This is a genomic window from Epilithonimonas bovis DSM 19482 (assembly GCF_900108115.1).
Lineage (GTDB): Bacteria > Bacteroidota > Bacteroidia > Flavobacteriales > Weeksellaceae > Epilithonimonas > Epilithonimonas bovis.
In genome coordinates this window covers 34373-58186 of the sequence record NZ_FTPU01000003.1, presented here as the reverse complement: position 1 = coordinate 58186, position 23814 = coordinate 34373, and the positions used below count along the sequence as shown (strand labels likewise).

Annotated in this window: 24 protein-coding genes; 9 read left to right on the top strand and 15 right to left on the bottom strand. The window is 38.8% G+C overall.

The window, feature by feature from the left end; translation table 11 throughout:
- Positions 1-5 precede the first annotated feature (5 nt).
- A complete protein-coding gene (locus B0B05_RS01920; RefSeq protein WP_076781818.1) occupies positions 6-2585 on the top strand; it encodes a TonB-dependent receptor domain-containing protein in 2580 nt (859 codons plus the stop codon).
- 78 nt (positions 2586-2663) lie between these two features.
- On the opposite strand, the gene B0B05_RS01915 is transcribed toward B0B05_RS01920, so the two are convergent.
- The 4 genes from B0B05_RS01915 to B0B05_RS01900 form a co-directional block, all read right to left on the bottom strand.
- Entirely contained in the window at positions 2664-3857 is a 1194-nt protein-coding gene (locus tag B0B05_RS01915; protein ID WP_173786321.1) for an efflux RND transporter periplasmic adaptor subunit, read from the bottom strand.
- A gap of 67 nt (positions 3858-3924) precedes the next feature.
- Positions 3925-5193 (bottom strand): ABC transporter permease, encoded by a 1269-nt coding sequence (locus tag B0B05_RS01910; protein ID WP_076781816.1) that lies wholly within the window; start codon positions 5191-5193, stop codon positions 3925-3927.
- A gap of 112 nt (positions 5194-5305) precedes the next feature.
- A complete protein-coding gene (locus tag B0B05_RS01905) occupies positions 5306-6535 on the bottom strand; it encodes an ABC transporter permease (RefSeq protein ID WP_076781815.1) in 1230 nt (409 codons plus the stop codon).
- Between the two features lie 125 nt (positions 6536-6660).
- Positions 6661-7350: an ABC transporter ATP-binding protein gene (locus tag B0B05_RS01900; protein ID WP_076781902.1), complete on the bottom strand. Its 690-nt coding sequence runs from the start codon at positions 7348-7350 to the stop codon at positions 6661-6663.
- Positions 7351-7733: 383 nt separating this feature from the next.
- On the opposite strand from B0B05_RS01900, the gene B0B05_RS01895 reads away from it, so the two are divergent.
- The 3 genes from B0B05_RS01895 to B0B05_RS01885 all read left to right on the top strand — a co-directional run bounded on the left by B0B05_RS01895 (position 7734) and on the right by B0B05_RS01885 (position 10676).
- Entirely contained in the window at positions 7734-9095 is a 1362-nt protein-coding gene (locus tag B0B05_RS01895; protein WP_076781814.1) for a TolC family protein, read from the top strand.
- A gap of 115 nt (positions 9096-9210) precedes the next feature.
- The gene (locus B0B05_RS01890) at positions 9211-9840 is read left to right on the top strand and encodes an NUDIX hydrolase (protein ID WP_076781813.1); all 630 of its coding nucleotides are present in this window, start codon (positions 9211-9213) and stop codon (positions 9838-9840) included.
- A 44-nt stretch (positions 9841-9884) separates the two neighbouring features.
- A complete protein-coding gene (locus B0B05_RS01885) occupies positions 9885-10676 on the top strand; it encodes a lysophospholipid acyltransferase family protein (RefSeq protein ID WP_076781812.1) in 792 nt (263 codons plus the stop codon).
- 15 nt (positions 10677-10691) lie between these two features.
- Here B0B05_RS01885 and B0B05_RS01880 read toward each other — a convergent pair whose 3' ends face one another.
- Positions 10692-11273, bottom strand: a complete 582-nt coding sequence (locus tag B0B05_RS01880) for an N-acetylmuramoyl-L-alanine amidase family protein (protein ID WP_076781811.1) — start codon at positions 11271-11273, stop codon at positions 10692-10694.
- 364 nt (positions 11274-11637) lie between these two features.
- Entirely contained in the window at positions 11638-12288 is a 651-nt protein-coding gene (gene pdxH, locus B0B05_RS01875) for a pyridoxamine 5'-phosphate oxidase (protein WP_076781810.1), read from the bottom strand.
- A 245-nt stretch (positions 12289-12533) separates the two neighbouring features.
- On the opposite strand from pdxH, the gene B0B05_RS01870 reads away from it, so the two are divergent.
- Positions 12534-13082 carry a YqgE/AlgH family protein gene (locus tag B0B05_RS01870; RefSeq protein ID WP_076781809.1) on the top strand — a complete coding sequence of 183 codons (549 nt, stop codon included), beginning with the start codon at positions 12534-12536 and terminating at the stop codon, positions 13080-13082.
- A 3-nt stretch (positions 13083-13085) separates the two neighbouring features.
- Here B0B05_RS01870 and B0B05_RS01865 read toward each other — a convergent pair whose 3' ends face one another.
- The 3 genes from B0B05_RS01865 to B0B05_RS01855 form a co-directional block, all read right to left on the bottom strand.
- Positions 13086-13580, bottom strand: a complete 495-nt coding sequence (locus tag B0B05_RS01865; RefSeq protein WP_076781808.1) for a Smr/MutS family protein — start codon at positions 13578-13580, stop codon at positions 13086-13088.
- Positions 13581-13652: 72 nt separating this feature from the next.
- A complete protein-coding gene (locus B0B05_RS01860) occupies positions 13653-14150 on the bottom strand; it encodes a metallophosphoesterase family protein (protein WP_076781807.1) in 498 nt (165 codons plus the stop codon).
- A 15-nt stretch (positions 14151-14165) separates the two neighbouring features.
- Entirely contained in the window at positions 14166-14471 is a 306-nt protein-coding gene (locus B0B05_RS01855; RefSeq protein WP_076781806.1) for a hypothetical protein, read from the bottom strand.
- A 206-nt stretch (positions 14472-14677) separates the two neighbouring features.
- Between B0B05_RS01855 and truA the strand changes: the two genes are divergently transcribed.
- The 4 genes from truA to B0B05_RS01835 all read left to right on the top strand — a co-directional run bounded on the left by truA (position 14678) and on the right by B0B05_RS01835 (position 17933).
- Positions 14678-15412 (top strand): tRNA pseudouridine(38-40) synthase TruA, encoded by a 735-nt coding sequence (gene truA, locus B0B05_RS01850; protein ID WP_076781805.1) that lies wholly within the window; start codon positions 14678-14680, stop codon positions 15410-15412.
- 170 nt (positions 15413-15582) lie between these two features.
- Complete coding sequence (locus B0B05_RS01845; RefSeq protein ID WP_076781804.1) at positions 15583-17331, top strand: ABC transporter ATP-binding protein; 1749 nt, start codon at positions 15583-15585, stop codon at positions 17329-17331.
- A gap of 57 nt (positions 17332-17388) precedes the next feature.
- On the top strand, positions 17389-17622 hold the full coding sequence (locus B0B05_RS01840; protein WP_076781803.1) for a hypothetical protein: 234 nt from the start codon (positions 17389-17391) through the stop codon (positions 17620-17622).
- Positions 17622-17933, top strand: a complete 312-nt coding sequence (locus B0B05_RS01835; RefSeq protein ID WP_245799165.1) for a type II toxin-antitoxin system RelE/ParE family toxin — start codon at positions 17622-17624, stop codon at positions 17931-17933. Before B0B05_RS01840 ends, B0B05_RS01835 begins: the two co-directional genes overlap by 1 nt.
- A gap of 8 nt (positions 17934-17941) precedes the next feature.
- On the opposite strand, the gene B0B05_RS01830 is transcribed toward B0B05_RS01835, so the two are convergent.
- From B0B05_RS01830 to B0B05_RS01805, 6 genes are all read right to left on the bottom strand, one after another.
- Entirely contained in the window at positions 17942-18187 is a 246-nt protein-coding gene (locus B0B05_RS01830) for a hypothetical protein (protein ID WP_076781801.1), read from the bottom strand.
- Positions 18188-18214: 27 nt separating this feature from the next.
- Positions 18215-19048 (bottom strand): flavin reductase family protein, encoded by an 834-nt coding sequence (locus tag B0B05_RS01825; RefSeq protein ID WP_076781800.1) that lies wholly within the window; start codon positions 19046-19048, stop codon positions 18215-18217.
- An 83-nt stretch (positions 19049-19131) separates the two neighbouring features.
- A complete protein-coding gene (locus B0B05_RS01820) occupies positions 19132-19539 on the bottom strand; it encodes a GxxExxY protein (protein ID WP_076781799.1) in 408 nt (135 codons plus the stop codon).
- A 49-nt stretch (positions 19540-19588) separates the two neighbouring features.
- A complete protein-coding gene (gene fahA / locus B0B05_RS01815) occupies positions 19589-20839 on the bottom strand; it encodes a fumarylacetoacetase (protein WP_076781798.1) in 1251 nt (416 codons plus the stop codon).
- Positions 20840-20930: 91 nt separating this feature from the next.
- On the bottom strand, positions 20931-22061 hold the full coding sequence (gene hppD / locus B0B05_RS01810; protein ID WP_076781797.1) for a 4-hydroxyphenylpyruvate dioxygenase: 1131 nt from the start codon (positions 22059-22061) through the stop codon (positions 20931-20933).
- A 136-nt stretch (positions 22062-22197) separates the two neighbouring features.
- Positions 22198-23685, bottom strand: a complete 1488-nt coding sequence (locus B0B05_RS01805; RefSeq protein ID WP_076781796.1) for a succinyl-CoA:acetate CoA-transferase ScpC — start codon at positions 23683-23685, stop codon at positions 22198-22200.
- Positions 23686-23814: the final 129 nt, after the last annotated feature.

Genomic DNA, 23814 nt, shown 5'->3' with positions numbered 1-23814 from the left:
AAATAATGGAACGAACGGAAATTGTTAACGTATTTCAGAAAAAAATCTTTGGTCTCGCACTGACCATTGGTGCTGCCAGCTTTATAATGGCGCAGCAAAAAGTCAATATTTCTGGAAACGTGCAAGATACAAATGGAGGTGTAGGTTATGCATCCATCACTTTTAAAAACCAACAGAACAGCCAACTGAGCGATGCTGTACTAGCTGATGCAGACGGCAGCTACAAGCTGGAACTTGCGCCCGGCAATTACGAAGTCAGCATCGAGGCTGTAGATTATAAAAAATTCACGCAGACCGTGAATGTAGAAAAGGCCGGAGCTATTGCACCTTTCATTATCATCTCCGAAGGGAAAGCCAACCTGACCAATACGACAGATATCCAAGGTGTTGTAATTACAGCTACCTCAACCAAACCGTACAAAGTAGAACTTGATAAAAAAACTTACGACCCTTCACAGGACTTAGTTAGCAAAGGCGGAAGCCTGCAGGATGTCCTTACCAATGTGCCTTCTGTCTCTGTGGACACAGACGGAACTGTATCTATGAGAGGAAGCTCCAATGTAAGATTTTTGATTAATGGTAAACCTTCTGCCCTACTTGGGATAGATGATGGTGCCAATGCCTTGCAAAGTATTCCTGCAGATCAGATTGAAAAAATTGAGGTAATCACTAATCCTTCTTCTAAGTTTGAGGCAAGCGGAACTGCTGGTATTCTTAATATCATCCTCAAGAAAAATAAAAAAACAGGTTTTAATGGTAGCGTTATCGGGACTTTAGGATACCTACCCCAAACCAACCTCAACACCAACCTGAGCTGGAGAAAAGGTAACTTCACCTGGTTTCTGAATGGTGGTGGTGGTTACCGAGAAAGCAAAAACACAAACCGTAATGATAATTATTACAATAATGCATCCAAAATAGGTGACCAAATAGAATCTCATCAGAATTCGGAAATTAATAACAAAACGGATAATTATAATGCCTCCGCAGGAATTGTTTATGACATTTCTGAAAAAACATCGGTAAATGCCTCCGGAACAGTGAGGACTTTTGACAGCCAAAACACTGGTAATATTGACTATGATTATATTTTACTAAATACAGACAACACACATACGCTTCGTAAAAACTTGGGAACCATTAATAACCTAGCATTTCAGGGAGATTTTGGTTTGGATCATAAATTCGATAATAAAGGTCAAAATCTTTCATTATCTTTAAGTTTACAGAGAAACCGTTCTAATAATAATTCGAACATAAAGGAATATGATAATTACAGTGATGTAACATCGCTTGAGAATATTATCAATCAGAAAACCCTGAATAAGAATATTGTTCTGAAAGCAGATTATGAATTACCAATTGGAGAAGTTTCCAAACTGGAGGCTGGATACAGACTAGACTCCAATAATAATAACTACGATAATAATGTGCAGGAAAGTACTGCAGTAAATCCTGCTTTACAATATTTGGGACTGTACACTTTTGATGCTAATTATAAAGAACTTTTCAATGCCTTCTATGTTCAGTTTAAGAGTAAGATTGGAAAAGTTGGCTACCAAATTGGTTTGCGTGATGAACAGTCTAATGTAACAATCGATTACCACAATCTGGCAGGAACAAATTCGATCGATAATAAGAAGAAAAACTACAACAATCTTTTCCCAAGTGTCTTTTTAAGCTACGAATTTGCAAAGGACAATCAGCTACTCCTTAACTACACGAGAAGAATCGATCGGCCAAGAGGTTTTTTCCTTATTCCAAATCCTAGTTACAGTGATAACCAGAATATATTTGATGGAAACATCGACCTGAATCCGTCTTATGAAGATTCTTACGAATTAGGTTACAGTATTTCTAAAAAGAAATTTACTATCAACCCTACATTGTACTTCAAGCACGAAACTGATGACACCAAGATGTTGGTTTATAATAAAGCCATAAATTTTGAATATTTTGATGAGAACGGCATACAACAAACCGGTAAAAGAATAGAATTCCACACAAAACCTATTAACCTAGGTACTGAAGATAAGTATGGGTTAGACCTTAACTTTAATTGGGATGCTACCAGTTGGCTAAAATTTATGGGGAATGTAGACGTCTTCGGGTACAATATAAAAGGTAGCACACCTTATGAGACGCTAGATGTATTAGGAAATCCAATTACAGCAACAGCTAACTTTAGTGGAAATGGGATCTCTACGAGATCTAGACTAACTTCTACATTCAAAATTGATAAAACTTTAAATCTCCAATTGCAAGGTTTTTACAGAGGCGGGCAAAAAACCGATTACCAGAACAGGAAAGATATGTATGCTGTTAATTTTGGAGCATCCAAAACAATTTGGAATGGCAATGGAACCATTGCTTTTAACATTCAGGATATCTTCAACACCAGATCTATGCGTGCGACAACCTATACAGCCAATAGTACACGAGATTCTTACATGCAATGGCAACCGAGACAGGCTTCCATCTCTTTAACCTACAGATTCAAACAGGGTGAAAAGATCGACCAGCCAAAACGTAAAAAAGACATCAACGCCAACGATAATGGTGATGAACAACAAGGGCCAATGTAATATCAAAGGTTTCCAAACATAAGAAATGGCTGCAAAATTTTGCAGCCATTTCCTTTTTAACAATTATAACTTAAAGGTCTATTTTTTTTGTGCGTCTTTCAGCTCCTCCTTGTCTTTATCAGACGGGTTCCAGACTTTAACCTCTGCATTTTTATCAATGCCTGACAAAACCTGAACGTTGATACCGTCACTTGCACCCAGTTTTACATACACTTTTTTGAAGCTGCCATTAGGCTGTTTTACTTCTACAAAAGCTTTGTTATTCCCTTTCTCGTATTGGATGAGCGACTCATCCAGAAGCAATGCATTTTTCTGAGAACTTAATAAGATTTCCCCGTTTGCACTGAAACCCGCGCGAATATATTCTCCGGTTTTATTGTAAACATCACCTTCTACCGCAAATTTTATCGTTCCGCTTTCCTCGGTTCCTTTTGGTGCAATCAAAGTCAGTTTACCCGGGAAGGTTTTGTTTTGCAACGCACCAATAACCACATTCATCTCCATCCCCTGTTTCAGTTTTCCGGCCTGGGCTTCATCTATATCACCTTTGAAGATTAATGAATTAAGGTCGGCAATAGAACAAATCGTTGTCCCTGCGTTGAAGGCATTAGCCTCAATCACCTGGCTACCAACTTTCACAGGGATTTCCAGAACGGTCCCGGCAGCTTTTGCACGGATCTGGGTTGTTGCCATACTTTGCAATTCCGGCGTAGCACCTGTTCTTACAATTTGTAATTGTTTTTGAGCCGCATTCAGTTGCTGAACAGCCAGCTTCTGCTGCTGTAACGTGGTCTGCAACTGCTGTTGGGAAGTGATATATTCCTGCTTAGAGATAACACCTTGCTTGTAAAGCTTCTCCTGCATTGCAAACTGTTTTTGCTGATTGTCAACATTAATTTTGGCATTACTCAACTGGATTTGAGAATTGTTTACATTCATTGTGGCATTGTTAACATCGGTAACATTGGGGACAATCCTGATGGTTGCCAACAATTGGCCAGCCACCACTTTGTCACCTTCATCCACATTAATGCTTTGGATAATTCCGGAGATATTAGGTTTGATTTCGATCTCTTCCCGAGGCTCGATTTTACCTGTTGCCATTACTTTATCATCCAGGTTTTGGATACTAGGTTTTCTGGTAAGGAAAACTTCATTCTCCTTAGAATTGGATTTGACGAGATAACCGATTCCGCCGACAACCGCCAGGACAAAAATAATCCCCAGAACGATGGAAACAGCCTTTTTGAATGTAAATTTCTTTTTTTCCATTATATAGAAATATAGTTTGTTATTTTTTACGACTCAATATAAAGTCAATGATTTTTATGATTATTAATCACTCAGTTCTTAATGCCTCAATAGGACGGATTTTCACCGCTCTTTGCGCCGGGATCAGGCCGATAAGCAGTCCCAGTACAATCATAATCCCCATGGCTGTAAACACGTTGCTGTAATCTACCGTTGGATTATAAAATGGGAAAGCATCATTGTTCATCGTCGCAATATTAAGTATCATCAGCAAAAAAATCCCCGACAAAAAACCCAACAATCCGGAAGACAAAGTAATCACAACACTCTCTAAAAGTATCTGATTTCTTACCTCTGACGGTTTTGCTCCCAAAGCCCTTCTAATGCCTATTTCCTTGGTTCTTTCTTTCACGGTGATCAAGAGGATATTTGAGATGGCGATAACACCTGCCAAAATCGTCAGTGTCCCGACAATAATCGTCAGCAACTGCATCCCGGAGAGGAATCCTGTGAGTTTTTTAAATTCTTTTCCCACATTAAAACTTCCAAATGCATTGGTATCCTCTGGCGAGACATGGTTGATTTTTTTCAACTCCTCTTTCACTTTGGTTTCTATGCTGGCAACATCGGCATTTGGTTTGCCGACAATGGCAAAAAAACCAACTTTATCACCCTCGTTATACAAACCTGTATAGGTTGTAAATGGGATGTAGGCTGAGCGGTCACTCTCCATTCCGCCACCTTTTTTAACCCGAAAGACACCAATTACCGAAAAAAAAACGCCTTTTAAACTGACAGATTTCCCAATGGGATTTTCGTTCTTTTTAGCATCAAACAAATTTTTGTAAACTTCTTCTCCTATGACAATCACATTTTTTTTCTGGCTGATGTCCTGGTCATTGAGGTAACGTCCAAAAATCAATTTTTTCTGCGAAATCTGATTACCGACAGGGAAATCCCCGGTAATCATATAGGTGTTTTTTTTACCGTTCCGGGAAATCTGATCGCCCGGTGTTCCAAAATTACCTCTCACACTTTGTGGCGAAATATAATCGATTTCCGGTATTTTTTTCTGTAGATAATCAATGTCCTTGAGATGAAGATTCATAGTTCGCCCTTTGGGAAAACCCTCATACGGGATATTGGTTTTTTGTGGCCAAAGAAAAATAGAGTTGGTCGCAAAACCTGAAAACAACTTATTGAATCCGTTTTCCATCCCTTTTGCCGCTCCCAAAAGACTAACATACAAGAACATACCCCAACCCACGCCTATCATTGTAAGAAAGGTCCTCAGTTTATTATTCCGAAGGGAATAATAAATCTCCTGCCAGGTATCTCTTTTAAAAAGTATGTTCACGTTTTATTTATTAATGATAATTAATGGTTGATATTATTAATTTTCTACAATTTGAAAACTCATAAGCTTTCTTTTCTCACTCGCCAATCCTCAGACTCCTAAACTCGTATAATTATTCTGCTCTCAGTGCTTCAATAGGTTTTATCTTGGATGCCCGGTAAGCCGGCACAAACCCCGCGATAGTCCCCGAAATTACCAGACAGAAAAATGCCACAGCGATCAGTCCCCATCCAACAGAAGGTTCTGTGATAAAATAACCTTCCAGATTATTGCCTATTAATTTGAGCGCCAAAACACCAAGCCCAACGCCTATCAATCCGGAGATTACTGTAATAACAATACTCTCCTGAAGAATCAGAGCGACAATCCCGGCAGGTTTAGCACCAATCGCTTTTCTTACGCCAATCTCTTTGGTTCTTTCTTTTACGATATACACCATAATATTGCTAATCCCGATAATCCCTGCCAACAACGTCCCAAGACCTATAAATCCTACAACAGCCGTAATCACAAACAGGAAAGCAAAAGAATCCTTGGTATTGCTGGCATTATTATTTACAAAAATACCCTGCTGGTCATCCGGCGAAATTTTATGTCTTTTCCTCACCGTTTTTTCTATTTCGTTACCATATTTTACAGCTTGGTCGGGCGTCATTGTCTGATCATAAGACAACATAATGGTACTTACGGTATCAGAGCTTTTCTTCATCTGCTGGAGCGTAGAAAGTGGTATAGAAATATGCCTCTCGTCGTTATCTCCGCCGGGATCAGAAAAAACGCCAACAACCTTGAACATCGTGCCGTTGATTTCCAGATCTTTACCAATGGGGTTTCCGTCTCTTATCAGATCGCGCCAGGCCATTCTACCTATAGATGCTACATTCTGTTTGCGCTCATTATCCATTGCATTGATATAACGGCCGTCTATCATAGTACGGTTTTCCAGGAATTTCTCATCACCCAATACGCCGTTGACCTGATAATTTCCACTCTCGTTGCCATATTTTACAAGCATATTACTCGTATATCTGGGTGAGCCATATTCCATTTTTTTTCCGCTTTCCTTCTGTATCGCGTCAAAATCTGAATTATTAAACGATATCTGCCTGTCGGACTGCAATCCGGCATAAGGAACTGTTGTTTTCCCGGCATAGATCATAATGAGATTGGTAGCATCCCGCATAAAGGCTTTGGAAAACGAATTATTGAGACCATTACCAATACCAAAAAGAACGATGAAGATAAATAATCCCAAAGCTACCGTAAAGCCGGAAAGTACCGTCCGCAATACATTACTGCGAATGGAACTGAATATCTCCTGCCAGCGGTCTAGGTCAAACATATTTTTTTAGGTTGGAAGCTCGAAGTTGGAAGTTTGATGTTTCCAGCTTTTCGCATTATTTTATTGATTAATTACTTTATTTTTCAGTTGATTGATTTCCGTCATCCGACCTCCATCATCCAGCTTTATAAAACAATTTGATTGATAAATTCGTCACTTTCTATTCGGCCGTCTTTCAGGACTACGTTTCTTTTGGTTTGTGCGGCTACATCGGGCTCGTGGGTTACCACTACGATGGTTTTGCCTTCGTTGTTAATCTCCTGAAGCAGCTTCATAATGTCGTGCGTGGTTTTGGAGTCTAAAGCTCCTGTCGGTTCATCGGCCAAAATCAGTTTTGGGTCTGTAATCAGCGCTCTGGCGATGGCAATCCTCTGTTTTTGCCCACCGGAGAGTTCACTGGGCAGATGCTCTGCCCAATCGCGCAATCCCACTTTCTCCAAATATTCTTCTGCTTTTTTTGTACGCTCTTTTCGCGAAACATTTTGATAATACAATGGCAAAGCCACATTATCCAATGCCGTTTTATAATTAATCAAATTGAATGACTGGAAAATAAAACCCAAAAAGCGGCTCCTGTATTCGGCGGCTTTTACCTCGGTCAGATTTTTTATAGGAAAACCGTCCAGCTCATAAACGCCGGAGTCCGCCTCATCCAAAATGCCAATGATATTAAGCAAAGTTGATTTCCCCGAACCTGAACTTCCCATAATAGACACAAACTCACCCTGGTTGATCGTAAGGTTGATCCCTTTCAGCACGTGGAGTTTGCTTTTCCCCGTGTCATAGGATTTGTTAAGATCTTCTATTTTGAGAATGGGATGAGACATGTGCGGGATTTTAGATGATAAGTAAAGCGGAATAACGATATGTTACAAAGATTATTAAAATTTAAATGATAAAAAATAATTAATCAGAAAAGAACTGAGGGGAAAAAGCTTAAAGGCTTGCCAATGCGTGAGGGCGAAGGGCATTGTCGGAGCTCTTTTTGTTTTTCTTCTCAAAGTTTATTAAACGACCCAAGCGACTGAAAACAAAAAAGCGACTGCCCGCAGACCGGCCCGCTTGTTTTTTCCTCTATCTAAGTTCCTTTCCATTGACTTAGGGTGAAGGAAAAACAAAGGGACACGCCCAAATAAATTTTCTTGTAAGCGTAACATTTCTATAATTATGATGTCTTATTGTATATAAATTTTCTGTTATGCTAAGAAAGGTTTTCTGTATTTCGCTTTTGTCTGTAGGGATTTTGGGATTTTCCCAAAAGAAATGGACCATTCAGGAATGTGTGGATTACGCCATTAAAAATAACCTGCAAATCCAGGCGCAGACCTACAACAAAGATGTGCAGGCCAAAAATCTGGACATGGCAAAAAGACAGTATCTGCCTTCGGTTTCTGGAACAATCTCCAACAATGCCAATTTTGGACAGACGCTTGTGGGAACAAGCAGCATCCGCAACGACAGTTACTATAACGGTGCTAATGTGAGCGCCAGTATTTTGGTTTATAACAACGGAAGGCTGGAGAAAACAGTGCGTAAAACCAGTTATGACCTGGAAGCTAACCTGCAGGATATAGAAACCATCAAAAATAATATTGCCCTGCAGATTGCGCAACAATACCTGAATGTGATGCTGAACAGAGAGATCAAAAAAATCTCTGAAAGCGCCATGCAAAATGCCCAAAAACTGTACGACCGCGCCAAAATAACCACCGAAGTAGGCACCACAACTCAAACGGTCTTGGCAGAAGCAACAGCCTCTCTGGCGAGAGAAAAACAGAATGTAAAAACGGCGCAAATCAATGTGGACAAAGCATTATTTGCTATGGCGCAACTTCTGCAACTGCCAGACTACAGGACTTTTGACGTGGTGGATATTCCTGTCCCGGACAGTTTGCAGCCTCAGACAGAATCTGTAGAAGAGGTTATTAATATCGCTTATGAAAATCAGCCGGTTGTAAAAGCGGCCGAAACGAGAATAAAATCTGCAGAAGCCCAAACCGAAGTGGTGAAAACCAACTTTTGGCCTACCATCAGTGCTACTGCCGGTATCGGAAGTTTTTACAACAATCTTCTGAATAAAAATACAATTGGCTATAACATAGATGCCGCAGGTAATGCTATCCCAATCACTGAAAGAAATTTTACCCAGCAATACAGTGATAACTTTGGACAACAGCTCAGCTTATCCGCTAACATCCCGATTTTCAACAAAGGGATCACCAAACTTCAGGTGGAGCAAACCAAAATTAATGAAGTGATTGCCAAGAATAATCTGGATCAGCAGAAACTGCAACTGAAGCAGGATATTAAGCAGGCACAGTTCAATGCAGATTCTAATTATGAAGCTTATATTGCAGCAGTTGAAGCTGAAAGAAGCACAAAACTGGCTTTGGATTTTGCTGAGAAAAGTTATGAAGCCGGACGTTCCACCATATATGACGTCAATATCGCCAGAAATAATTATGCTAATGCACAAGGCTCTGTTGCTCAAGCCAAATACAATTATCTGTTCAGTATAAAGGTATTGGATTTCTATGCGGGAAGAGGGATTTCACTTTAAGAATCTTATAACTGCCAATTTTCAATGTTAAGGCATTGGCTTTTTTATAACTATTGGTTTATAATTTTTGCCAATTAGCGATAATAAATCTTTTGATTTTTCGTATATTTGAGATATGCCAATCTTTGGAAAAGACTTACTTACAGATATCAGAAAAGCGGAATTATTAGGGGAAAATGCCCACAAAATATATTCGCCGCCGTATCGTCCCGTGTACAGTTATGAAGATATCCTGACCAAAAATCCCAAATTAGCAGCTGTCAATATCTTACTTTATCTCAAAGACAATGAATGGCATTTTCCCCTAATCGTCAGAAGCATTAATGAGAATGACAGACACAGTGGGCAAATCTCGCTGCCAGGCGGAAAACGGGAGAAAGAAGATCCTGATTTTTCTTTTACGGCAAAACGCGAAACTTCAGAAGAGTTGGGCATTGATATGCACTATGTGAGAATCATCCGCGAGATGTCGCCCATCTATATCCCGCCAAGCAATTTCTACGTGCATTCTTTTATTTCGTACACCAAGAAAAATCCACAATTCTTTTTGCAGGAAACCGAAGCTGTTGAACTGATAGAGTTCCCCATCGCATCATTATTAGGTCTTCCCGACCAGCCAAAGATGCTTGTACTGCCTTCTACCAGAGGCCATGAAGTTCCTGTTATCGATTTTAACGGTTATATTGTATGGGGTGCAACCGCAATGATTTTAAGTGAATTCAGTAACTTGTTAAAAAATGTTTAATTTTGCAGAGATTTTCTGTTCAGAAAATCAATAATTGATTATCAATGGCAAAAAAAAATATATTCACCGATTCTTTTGGCAATATCTATGTCCTCAAAAGACTTATTATTTTCATCCTTGGATTGGTTTCTTACAGACGGTTTAATGGTTTTAACAAACTTAAAATTACCGGAACCGAAAACCTGACCGACCTGCCGGACACCAATGTTCTTTTCGTGTCAAATCACCAGACTTATTTTGCTGATGTTGCTGCCATGTATCACGCATTTTGCGCTGTGAACAACGGTTATCATAACACGATTAAAAATCCGGTTTATCTGCTAAACCCAAAAGTGGATTTCTATTATGTTGCAGCAGAAGAAACCATGAACAAAGGGATCTTGGCAAGGATTTTTAAAATTGCCGGGGCCGTGACCGTGAAAAGAACCTGGCGTGCAGAAGGTAAAAATGTCAACCGTATGGTGGACCTTACAGAGGTTGAAAATATTATGAAAGCTCTGGACAACGGTTGGGTCATCACCTTTCCGCAGGGGACAACTTCAGCATATGCGCAAGGCAGAAAAGGTACCGCCAAACTGATCAAAAATCAGAGACCAATTGTAATTCCCATCAAAATCAACGGCTTCCGCAGAGCTTTTGACAAAAAAGGCCTTAAGATAAAAGTAACCGGCGTAAAACCAACAATGGAGTTCAAACCGGCACTGGATATCGACTATGATAACGAATCGGCAACAGAAATCCTTGACAAAATCATGCACGCCATAGAACAGACGCCCGAGCACAACCTGCTGCATGATTATGACGAAAAGCTCAAAGAACCGAAGCCTCTGGCGTAATCAATAATCAGTATACTAATTTTCGTTCAGGAAACTCAAAATTTTCTCTGCTGTTTCATTTTGTCCTTTTTCACTGGCCAGGTATTCGCGTTCATCTTTTTGGTTGGCAAAACCAAGCTCCAGCAAGAGTGCAGGATTATTGGACATTCTCAGCATATGAAGTTTCTGTGTTTTCACCGGGCAATGACTGAATTTGATTGACAGTTTCTCAGCTAACTGTTTAGAAGCATCATTATCTTTATAATAGACTTCAGCCCCTTTTTTCTCCGAATCAGCTTTTAATACACTATTGATATGAAGCGAAAGTGTAAGGTCGGGATTTATCTTGTTTACAAGATCTGTCCTCTCAGACAGCGTTGGATAAGTATCATCATCACGGGTTAATATAATCTCGAGGTTGGGATTTTTGTTAAGTTCTTTAATTTTTTTAGCGACCTGCAAAACGATGTCTTTTTCCACAAAGCCATCCCGATTGATACCATAATCTTTTCCGCCATGGCCTGCGTCAATAACCACCACTTTTTTCGTGTTCAACAAACTAAAGGATAATAGAACACCCAGTGACAACACGCTGATGATTCTCAATACATTTTTCATAATTAATTGTTTACATTGTTATTACAAACAAATAACGAAAAACACGAGTTAAAAATGAGTTAAAATAATTATAAAAGTTGTTAATAAATCGACTTTGTAGATAAAAGACTCACAATAAAACTTTTAGTTTTAAATATTTATAGACGTCATAGCTTAATTTAAAACTAAAAAAATGTAATATTCTCGCTGATAAGGCTGATTTTACAGATTGTAAATTTAGCATCAGCGTAATCGGAATAATCTGCGAGAATTAAAAATAGTCAGAAATCCTTTTAATAAAGAATATTTGGTGATATGAAAATATCTTATGACCTCTATAATATTAATTCTTTTCAAGAACCTGATAAATATGCACTTGTGAAATCTAAGGCGCCAGTCTTGTAATTTCCCAGTCAAAATCCTCTGTCAAAGAATACAAAATCCTGTCATGAAGACGGTTTGGCCTGCCTTGCCAGAATTCGATTTCGTAAGGTTTTGCAATATAGCCGCCCCAGTTATCCGGTCTCGGCACTTCTTTGTTTTCGTATTCTTTTTCTAATTGTTTGAGTTTATCTTCCAGATAATCCCGATTGGGAATCACCTGGCTTTGTGGCGAAACCACAGCCCCCAACTGACTGCCTTTTGGGCGGGAATGGAAATAACCATCGCTTAGATTACCTGCAATTTTTTCTACGTTGGCCTTGATAATAATCTGCCGCTCCAGGCTTGGCCAGAAAAAATGAAGGCACGCTTTGTGTGTTTCAGCTATTGCCCGGCCCTTGCGGCTGCCATAATTGGTATAAAAAACAAAACCTTCCCAGTTATAAGCCTTCAGCAAGACCATCCGCGTCCTCGGGCATCCGTCATCTTCTACGGTAGAAATGGCCATGGCATTGGTTTCGGTAATCTCAGGATGTTCTTCCGCCTCCAGAAACCAATCGCGGAACTGTTCCATAGGATTTTCTCTAACTTCGCTTTCAATAAGCTGAGATTTGTTGTACACTTTTCTTTTGTCGTGAAGGTTTTCGCTATTCATGGTATGATGGGGTGATGTAAACTAAATTATATACTGTAGAACAATGTCGCTATAATTTTTATGAAACATGAATCTCTTTAGTTGACATAAGCAGAAATCATATTTTCAAAAAACTCGACTATCCAAATGCTGCGTCTTAACTCAGGTCAATTAAGTTGCTAAAAAAATGTTTGGATTTGAATTTTTAACCACAATTCTTCGCATTTTCATTTTTCAAAAAAAATATTTTTTTATAGCTTTGATATATGAATTACTCCTACAAAGGTAAAATATTAATATCAACTCCGGATTCTTCGGGAGATATATTTTCCCGTTCTGTGGTTTTGATAACAGAGCATAACGAAAATGGTGCTTTTGGCCTGATTCTTAACAAAAAAAACCTGAATATGAGTTCCAGGCTGTTGGATATATTTGGTTTTCCTGTAGAGCTGTATGAAGGTGGTCCTATGGAAAATGATAAAGTGTTCTTCATCCTGAAAGGCCAAAAAATCACCCCGAATTATTCTGAAATCAATGATGATTTTTACCTGACAGAAGATATAGATGCTGTGGTTACATCTATTGTAGAAAGCAGAATAAGCATCAATGACATCAAGGTTTTTTCGGGATATTCCGGTTGGGGCGCGATGCAGCTGGAAAGCGAACTACAGAACAAAATGTGGACTATTGTGGATGTTTATAATCTGGATTATACCATGCCGAATGACCAAAACCTCTGGAAAAAAATAATGCAAAACCTGGGCGGGGAGTTTCTTCTGTGGGCCAATGCACCGGAGAATGTCAATTTGAATTGATATTTATAAAAAACGTACATCAACTTTCCCTGACTGATGGTAGAAAAATCCGTCACTATCATATTCTACACCTGTAAGACCTTCCAGAACATCATAGACCATTTTTTGCAATACACCATCGCCTATGCCGTGGATAACCTGTAGATTTTTGATATGGTTTTTTCGGCAGAAATCGATGGTTTCCAATAGTTTTTCTTTTTGGATCATCAGCCTTTCGAAGGCATCATAACCTGACGGATCTTTGACAAGGAAATTAAAATGAAGATCCAATTTCAAAGGCGCCTTATTATGCTTTTTGGAAGTGATTTTAGCAGGTTCCTTTTTCGTGATTACGGGAACATTCTCATATAAACCGGAATCAATAATCGTTAATTGCTCTTTGTTGAGATTATAGGTAAAGCCGTGTTCGTCCTCTATTTTCACCTGATTGGCAATAATATTCAGAACTTTTCCTTTCAGATTGTCATCAATGACAGAAACTAAATCTCCAACTTTCATCCTTAATTATAATTGATAAATGATGATTTATAAATGAATAAAGAATTCAAAAACTCTTTAATTCTAAAACGCTCAAACCCGACTTCCTAATTCGATAACTTCCAGATCTTTGATTTCATCTTTATTGATTGTGAAACGCATCATGGTCCTTACTTTGTGCCAGCCGGATTTGCCACACGCACCGGGATTAAGATGCAGCAGGTTATTGGTTTTATCAAACATAGCTTTCAGGATATGAGAATGTCCGGAGATGAATAATTTTGGTTTTTTCTCTGCAATCTCCTGCTTTGCCAAAGGTGAATAACGCCCCGGATATCCTCCGATATGAATCATCAATACTTCGACTTCTTCACATCTGAAACTCAAGACTTCCGGGAAAACAGTCCTGATTTTAGCGTCATCAATATTGCCATAAACACCGCGCAGAGGCTTGATTTTCTCGAGCTCTTCAATCACATTCATATTCCCAAAGTCGCCGCAATGCCAGACTTCATCCGCATCTTTAGCATAATCGAGAATCCTGTCATCGATGTAAGAATGGGTGTCTGAGAGAAGTAGAATCCTTTTCATTATTAATTTTCGATTTTAATGGATGATAATCTGCTGTGGTTGCAGCATATACCAGATGGTTATGCCAGCCGCTAAACCGGCTAATATAATGAGAATAAGCAACCAAAAAGCCCCGCTTCTTACGCCTTTTTTATACATCACCACAAAAACCAACTGCAGAATAAAAAAAAGTATCAGTAAAACGATCAGGTTCACAATAATCTGCTCTTCTGAAATCTTTTTACTAAAAAGAAAAACGGAAACAAAAACTAAAATAATAACCATCATTTTTATAAATTCCGATGGCTGAGAGAGTCTATTTTTAGGCGTTTGTTTCATCATTCTTCTATTTTTATAATGTACAAAATTACGAATTACTATTAGTTTATCGTACAGCCGGATCATCTAAAATTAAAAAGCCCTTTCAGTCACAATAAAGGATTTGGTAATTAAAAAAGTTGAATTATCATTCTCAAATTTTACCTCTTTGTGATTAAACTATGACTTACTTTAATAATTGAAAAAAAAAGAAGAAATTTGCGCCTGAGATGAGATATTTTATAGAGTTTTCTTACAACGGTTCCGCGTATTTTGGTTACCAGATCCAGCCCAAACAGATTTCTGTGCAGGAGGAATTGGAAAAAGCCTTATCCACCATTCTTCGGGAGCCGATCAAAACAACCGGCGCCGGGCGAACGGACACCGGCGTACACGCAAAAAAAATGTTTGCCCATTTTGAAACCAATCAGCTACTTCCCGAAAACCTGATTTATAAACTCAATTCATTCTTATCAGAACACATCGCGATTAAAAGAATTTTTAAAGTTGATGATGATATGCACGCCAGGTTCAGTGCAACTTACCGGACTTACGAATATTATATTTCCCTGGAAAAAAATCCGTTTTCAAAAGACTCCAGCTGGCAATACTGGCGCCAAGAAACTCTGAATATCAACCTTATGAACGAGGCCTGCAAAATCCTTTTTGAGTATGATGATTTCACGAGTTTTGCGAAACTGCATGCCGACAATAAGACCAATATCTGCAAAATTTATAAAGCAGAATGGGAACAATTGGGAAATCAACTGCGGTTTACGATTTCTGCTGACCGTTTCCTGAGAAATATGGTACGCGCCATTGTGGGAACGATGGTAGAGATTGGAACCGGAAAAATTGCGTCTCAGGATCTGCGAAGAATTATCGAAGAAAAATACCGGAATTCAGCTGGTGTTTCCGCACCTGCACAGGGTCTTTTCCTGGTAGATGTCGGCTATGACTTTTAATTGATATTTAAATGACTGACTCAGCATTTCAATTTTGAAAATCTTATTTTTGCAAAGATTTTTTTTCGATTTAGGAAAAATCTGCTGAATTCTAAGTGTAATAAAGGAACTCTAGCCAATATCTTTTGATTAAGATACCGGAATAAACTTAGAACAATTAACCAAAACAGATGAAACAACAAAATACCTGGGATATAGTAAAGCGATTATTTCTGATTGGGATGAAATTCCGTTCGTGGTTTATCCTCACCCTGATTATCTCTATCGTTTTAGCTATTGTTTCCACTTATCGCCCGATTCTAACGAAAAATGTAGTTGATATAGACATTGTGCAACTGAAGGATAAAGCCCAGCTGATGAAACATATCTATCTGCTGATCGGTTTGGTAGTTGCAGAGACTATTCTCAATTTTTTTCTGGTTTATTTCTCCAATTTTATTTCTCAGAATGTAATTAGGGACATCCGGGAAAGGCTTTATCATAAATTGATTTACTTCAAAACCGCTTTTTTTGATAAAACCGCGATCGGAAATCTGGTAACCAGAGCTGTTGGCGATGTTGAGACCATTGCCACAGTTTATACAGACGGCTTCCTGATGGTTTTTGGCGATATTCTTAGGATTGTGATGGTCCTGTTTGCCATGTTTCAGGTAGATACTCATCTTAGCTTGATTTCGTTGGCTATTCTACCCATAATGGTGGTGATCACCAGGGTTTTCCAGAAAAAACTGAAGGTTGCTTTTGGGCTGGAAAGAAGCTGGACAGCGACACAAAACAGTTTTGTACAGGAACGTTTGGCAGGCATGCCACTGATACAGGTTTTTAACAGACAAGAAGCTGAGTTCTCAAAATTTGACCATATCAATATTGAGTTGAAAAAAGCACTGTTGAGAACGGTGTTCATTTTCTCATTATTCTTCCCGGTAGTCGAATTGATTTCGTCGCTTTTCATTGGATTCATCCTGTTCTACGGCGGTTTTATCAAATCTACGCCGGGTGTTATCATTGCTTTTATCCAGTTTATTAATATGCTGATCCGGCCGCTGAGGCAGATTGCGGACAGATTCAATAATATCCAGAGAGGAATTGTAGGCGCGGAAAGAGTTCTTGGTGTGATGGACGAAGATCAGGCGATGCCCAATAACGGAACCATTGCCAAAGACCATTTTGATGGGAAAATAGAATTCCGAGATGTTCATTTTGCCTATGACGACAAGCAGGAAGTACTGAAAGGTATCGATTTCAAGGTTAATCCGGGCGAAACTGTCGCCATTGTTGGCGCAACCGGAGCCGGAAAATCGACAATCATCAGTCTCATAACCAGATTATACGATATCAATTCAGGAAAAATATTGCTGGACGATGTGGACATCAGGGATTATGAATTGTATAATCTGAGGAGCCACATTGGCGTTGTCTTGCAGGATGTTTTCCTCTTCCACGGCAGCATTTTTGAAAACCTGACTTTGGGTGATGAAAGCATTACTCTGGACGACGTCAAAAAAGCAGCACACGAGATTGAAGTGGATGATTTTATCGAGCAGTTACCCGGGAATTATGATTACGTCGTGAGTGAAAGAGGCTCTTCTATTTCCCTTGGGCAGAGACAATTGCTGTCATTTTTGCGGGCTTATCTTTCTGATCCTAAAATCCTGATTCTGGACGAGGCGACCTCATCCATTGACCAGGAAAGTGAGAAATTGATCCAAAGAGCGACTGAAAAAATCACCAAAAACAGAACGTCAATCATCATTGCGCACCGGCTTTCTACTATAGAAAAAGCGGACAAAATCATCGTGATGGATCACGGACTGATCGTGGAAGAAGGAACACACGACGAACTTTTGGCTAAGAATGGTTATTATTCTGTCCTTTATAAAGCGCAGGTTGTGAGCGCGGATGGGGAGAAATTGGTTTAAAAACAATTTGATATTGATTAAAAATTAATTTGTAATTTTGATTAAAACATACTGAAAATGAATATCGAATCGAGAAAAATAGAATTTGTTCAGGCTTTTATGAATCTTCAAAGCGAGGAATTAATTTCTCAATTCGAAAAACTATTGAAAAAAGCCAAACAATCTGAGAAAGAATTGAACCCATTTACGATTGAAGAATTAAATTACCGCATAGACGTTTCATTAGAAGATTCTAAAAACGATAAAGTAACAGAATCAAATGAACTGCTTTCTGAAATCAAACATTGGTAATGAAAATATTTTGGACAGCATTCGCTAAAAGAGAGTTAAGGAATATTTACGATTATTATAAATTAAAAGCAAGCCCTAAAATTGCTCAAAAATTGATTACCGAAATTATTGAACAAACAAACATTTTAGATTTTCAAATCAAAATAGGACAAAAAGAAGATTTACTCTCTGACAGAAAAGAAAATTTCAGATATTTGGTTTCCAAAAATTACAAAATAATTTATTGGTTTAATAAAGAAAGGAATAGGATTGAAATCGTTGATATTTTCGACACACGCCAAAATCCCATTAAAATCAATAGAGAAAAGTAGATTTTTTTCTAACTTTTTAATAATTTATTTCTAAAACTCACCATTCCGGTCACTACAATCAGGCAAGCAATAATGATAATTTTTTGAGTCTTCATCCACAGGCAAAGATCTCTGCCGGTAACGACAGAGATACAATCTTTCGGATTCCCGGTTTCGTATTTCAGGCTTACATAAGTACTGAGCACACCGATAACAGATACCAGAATTACCAAAATCAGGATACTGATAATGGCATGATATACCGCCCTTCTCATAGTTTAGTTTTGGCTTTTTTTAGTTTTTCAAAGTTTAAGAATTTCCCAGGCTCTTTTGATTTCGTTAGTTTTCAAAAACTTTTGTGCCACTAAATGTACATCTTTTTCCGAAGAAAAGTCACCAATGGGCAAAATTTCTACATTGGCCAGCATTCCCAAATCGTTCCCTGTGAAAATATCGCTGGATTTGATTTCATAAGGCAATTTGTCGTAACCAATCCCTTTTGTAACCAGCGGTTTAGGCACTTCGAAGATATTATTCTCATTATTCCTGGAGTAGAAATTACTTCCCAATCTCGCTACCAGATCCAATTGTTTCTGGTCAAGATTCCCGTTTTCGTCCAGGTATTTTTCATTGATATGAATTTTAACAATTTCTGCAATTACAAGATTCCCGGCTCCGCCAAAATTTCCAAGAGATTTAATTTCGAGAACTTTACATTCGAAATTAACGGGAGATTCAGCAATCAAAGGTGGTTTTACGATGGCGGCAGGTTTCATTGTTAATCCGGATTTGAGGAATTCATTCACGCCGTCTTCGTATTCTGTACTGGCCAGGGAAACCTGCTGAACCATCTCGAAATTAACATTACCGATGACCAATTCCGGGACTTCTTTCAAGTTTTCAAGAGTATGTTTCGTCGTATTATCTCGGACTCTTCTGGAAGGCGAAATAATCACAACCGGCGGAACCGTGCTGAACATATTGAAGAAACTGAACGGCGAAAGATTGATTTTTCCTTTGCTGTTAATCGTACTTGCCAAAGCAATTGGCCGCGGCGCAATGGCAGTTTGCATTACTTGCTGAAGCTGCATTGCAGAAATATCGGAAGGAGTTATAGACTTAACCACAAAAGTCATAAAAGTTTTTTATTAGGTTTAATATTGAATTAGTAAAAAGCACACAAAAGTTTCGACAATCAAAGTATTTTTAATGAATTGGTTTAACGCAAGGTTTCATAATATTTATTCACAAAAGTTTCTTGACCATCGTGATACAAGTTTTTAACGTTAAAATTCACTAAAATTCCTTTTGGTTTTTTCATAAGATTAATATAATTGATAATCTGAGCTTTATGAATATCTGTAATTGATGAAACAGATTTTAGTTCAAGAACGATCAAGTCTTCAATTAGAAAATCACAGAAAAATTCACAGTTTATTTCTTTTCCCTTATAAATTATTGGAATTTTCAGCTCAGACTGAAAGTTAATATTTCTTAGTCTAAATTCTTCTTCCAAACACTTATGATAAACACTTTCCAATAATCCTGGACCGAGAATTTTGTGAACTTCGATGCAAGCTCCATTTATTGTATAAGTCAAATCTGTAATATAAGCTTGAGTAATCATCCTTTTCTGAACTTAAATATTAAAAATAAAACTCTTGTGACTTTTGTGGTTAATAATTGGCAGGTAAAATCTTCCCAGTCACTTCCCCAAAACCAACCCGGATACCATCTTTTTCTGACCAGGCTTTCATTGTCACAGTATCGCCATCTTCTATGAATTTTCTTTCAATTCCGTCTTTCAGTTGCAAAGGTTTTGTTCCTCTCCAGGTCAGTTCCAGCATAGAACCATAGGATTTTTCACCTTCTCCCGAGATCGTCCCACTGGCATAAACATCACCAACTTCCACATTACAGCCATTCACCGTGTGATGCGCCAATTGCTGAAACATATTCCAATACATCAATTTGTAATTGCTCTCAGAGATCAGATTGTCTTCTGAATTTTGAGGTTTTAGATAAACTTGAAGATTGATGTCATAATTTTGATCACCTTCAAATTTCAAATAATCTAAAACTTCCGGTTCTTGCTTTGGAGATTGAGTTTTAAATGGTTGCAAAGCTTCCAAAGTTACAATCCAAGGCGAAATGGACGAACCGAAGTTTTTCCCTAAAAATGGACCCAACGGAACATATTCCCAGCTTTGGATGTCTCTCGCCGACCAATCATTGAAAATCATCATCCCAAAAATTGCATCTTCTGCTTCGGAAACAGAAATCCTTTCTCCTAAATCTGTATTTTTATTCAACACAAAAGCCATTTCCAGTTCAAAATCGAGTTGTTTTGATGCGCTGAATATTGGTTGATCAGAATCAATCTGTTTGATTTGTCCGCAAGGTCTTGTAATATCAATCCCTGACAAAACAATAGACGACGCACGCCCGTGATAGCCAACCGGCAGATGTTTCCAGTTTGGCAACAATGCATTCGCGGGGTCACGGAACATCATTCCTACATTGGTGGCGTGCTGGATACTGCTGTAGAAATCGGTGTAATTTGGGATGTGCAAAGGCATCATCATCTGGATTTCATCCAAATTATAAAAACATTCTTCCAAAGCTCTCTCATCTTTCGATAATAAAGAATCTTCCAACAGCAATTCCTGAATTCTTTCACGAACCTGATTGGTCACCGGTTTACCGAGCTCTATAAATTCATTAATCGTGTAACCTTCGAAAACATTGTCGCTCAAACCTTTGATATCTTCAAAATAGCCAAGGTCAAATAATGTTGCCAAGTCAATAACAATATCACCAATCCGCGTTGCATTAGCAATATATTCTTTATTGAAAACACAAACGCCAAACGGAATATTATAAATCGAAAAATCGGAGTCTGAAGGATAGTTTATAAAGGATTTCATTGTTTAATTTATTTTGAAATATAAAAAGAATTTGAAAACCCTTTCTGAGTTTGAAACTCAGAAAGGGTTGATGTTTAAAAAATATATGGAATTACAAATTACCCCGTCTCTCCTGTTCTCTTTCCAAGGCTTCGAAAAGTGCTTTGAAATTCCCGGCTCCGAAGCTTTGCGCACCGTGCCGCTCGATGATTTCGTAGAACAAAGTTGGACGGTCTTCCACAGGTTTTGTAAAAATCTGAAGCAAGTAACCTTCCTCGTCACAATCCACAAGAATCCCCAAATTCTGAAGTTTTTTGATATCCTCATCAATATCTCCTACCCTCTCCGGGATCATCTCGTAATAAGCTTCCGGCGGCGGTGACAAAAATTCCACACCTCTGTTTTTGAGTTCTGTTACTGTTTTCACAATATCCTTGGTGGCCACCGCAATATGCTGAACGCCTTCTCCTTCGTAGAAATCCAGATATTCTTCTACCTGGGATTTTTTTTGGCCTTCGGCTGGTTCGTTGATCGGGAATTTGGCATAACCATTTCCGTTGGACATCACTTTTGACATCAGTGCAGAATATTCTGTATTAATTTGTTTGTCATCAAACGAAAGGATATTGACAAATCCCATCACTTTCTCATACCATTCAACCGTTGGGATCATCCTGTCCCAGCCGACATTTCCCACGCAATGGTCAACATATAATAACCCAACATCCGAAGGATTGTAATCACTTTCCCATTTTTCGAAACCGGGCATAAATGCGCCGCTGTAATTGTTGCGCTCCACAAACATGTGAACAGTTTCTCCGTAAGTATAAATCCCAGACATCTTCACTTCACCAAATTCGTCGGTCAGAGTTTGTGGTTCCAGGTAAGCTTTTCCGCCACGTTTTGTGGTTTCTTCAAAGGCTTTTTCTGCATCATCTACCCAAAGCGCCAAGACCTTAACCCCATCGCCGTGCTTTTGTTGATGCTGGCAAATCGGTGAGTCGGATTTGAGCCCGGAAGTCAGCACCAGTCGGATTTTCCCTTGCTGTAAAACATAAGATGCTCTGTCTCTGACGCCGGTTTCCGGGCCAGCGTACGCAACCGACTGAAAACCGAACGCCGTTTTGTAAAAATGGGCGGCTTGCTTGGCATTTCCCACATAAAACTCTATAAAATCTGTTCCGTTGATCGGGAGAAAATTTTCGGCTTGTGCGATTTTCTCGGCAAAAGTGAGTGTTGACATTGGACTTTTTTATTTTATGATGATCAAAGCCAAGATAAACATTTTTACCAAACTAACTAACGATTGTTAGTTTTTTAAAAAACATAACTAAATTAACACAAAAAAAGCTGATTTTACAAACAGCTCTCTTATTATATTATTTATCTTTTTTCATTGTCCCGGTTTCAGAAAACCGCATATGCCAACTGAAGGCTTCCTCCAGCAAATGTGGCGTGTGGCCGCCTCTCCTACAAGCACGGTCAAAATAGGATTGCAATTCTTCTTTATAATCCGGATGCACACAATTGTCTATAATGGTCTGCGCTCTTTCCCGTGGCGCAAGCCCTCTGAGATCTGCTAAACCAACATCAGTTACCAGGATGTCAACATCGTGCTCGGTATGATCGGTATGAGAAACCATCGGCAGTACGTGTGACACTTTATTCTCTTTGGAAGCGGCTTGTGTTACGAAAATACTCAGGTAGGCATTTCTGGCAAAATCGCCTGATCCTCCAATACCATTCATAATTTTGGTTCCGACAAGATGGGTGGAATTGACATTGCCATAAATATCAAATTCAATCGCTGTATTAATAGCGATAATCCCTAATCTTCTGATAAGCCCTGGCGTGTTTGAAATATTCTGAGGGCGGAGAACAAATTTGTCTCTGTATTTGCTAAGATTACCAAAAACACGCTCGTAACATTCCTTAGAAACGGTTACCGATGAAGCTGATGCAAAACTTAAAACGCCGGCATCTATCAAATCAAAAGTACTATCCTGAAGAACTTCGGAGAACATGGTTAAGTCATAAAAATTACTGTGTTTAAAACCTGTCAAAACCGCATTCGCCACTTTACCGATGCCTGCCTGCAAAGGAAGCAAACGGTCTGTAAGGCGACCTTCTTTTACTTCATTTTCGAAAAATCGGAGAATATGTTTGGCAATGGCTGTTGTCTTGTGATCGGGTTCTGCGATGTCAGCAGGACTATCTTTGACGTTGGTAAAAACAATCGCCTCTATCTTATCAGGATCTACAGGAATGGTTTTACGGCCAATTTTGTTCCACGGGGCAACGATAGGGATAACGTTTCTGTGAGGGTAATCTTCTGCCTGGTAAATATCGTGGATACCATAAACTTCCTCGGGAACCTGCGTATTAATTTCGATGATGACTTTTTTGGCCATGGCGGCAAAAGTTACCGAGTTTCCTACTGATGTTGTCGGAACAATGCTCCCGTCCCTGTCAATATAAGCAGCCTCGATAATCGCGACATCCAGCTTGGTTTTGCCGTGCAGGATCTCCGCACTTTCGCTAAGATGCTGATCGATAAAAAGGATTTCGCCTTCGTTGATTTTTTTTCTTAGGATGGGATCTACCTGAAAAGGCATTCTTTTAGCCAATACGCCAGCCTCGGCTAACTTGCCGTCTGTCCCGTGGCCCAAAGAAGCGCCTGTCATGAGCGTAATTTTAAGATCTTCTGTCTTACCTTTTTCGGCTAAGGCTGGTAAAACAGCTTTGCTGTCTCCGGCTTTTGTAAAACCGCTGGTACCTACCACCATACCATTTTTGATTATCTGCGCCGCATTCTCAGCTGTTGTAACTTTATCGCGCAGACTTTCCAGTCTAATTCTTTCAATCATCTGATATTGAATTTACCTCTCACACTTCCCATTATTTCTAACTAAATAAAGATTGGCAAGAGTGTTATAACCTAATGTTACAAATTTACAAAAAAAACATTCTATCCATCAGATAAATCGTCATTTAAT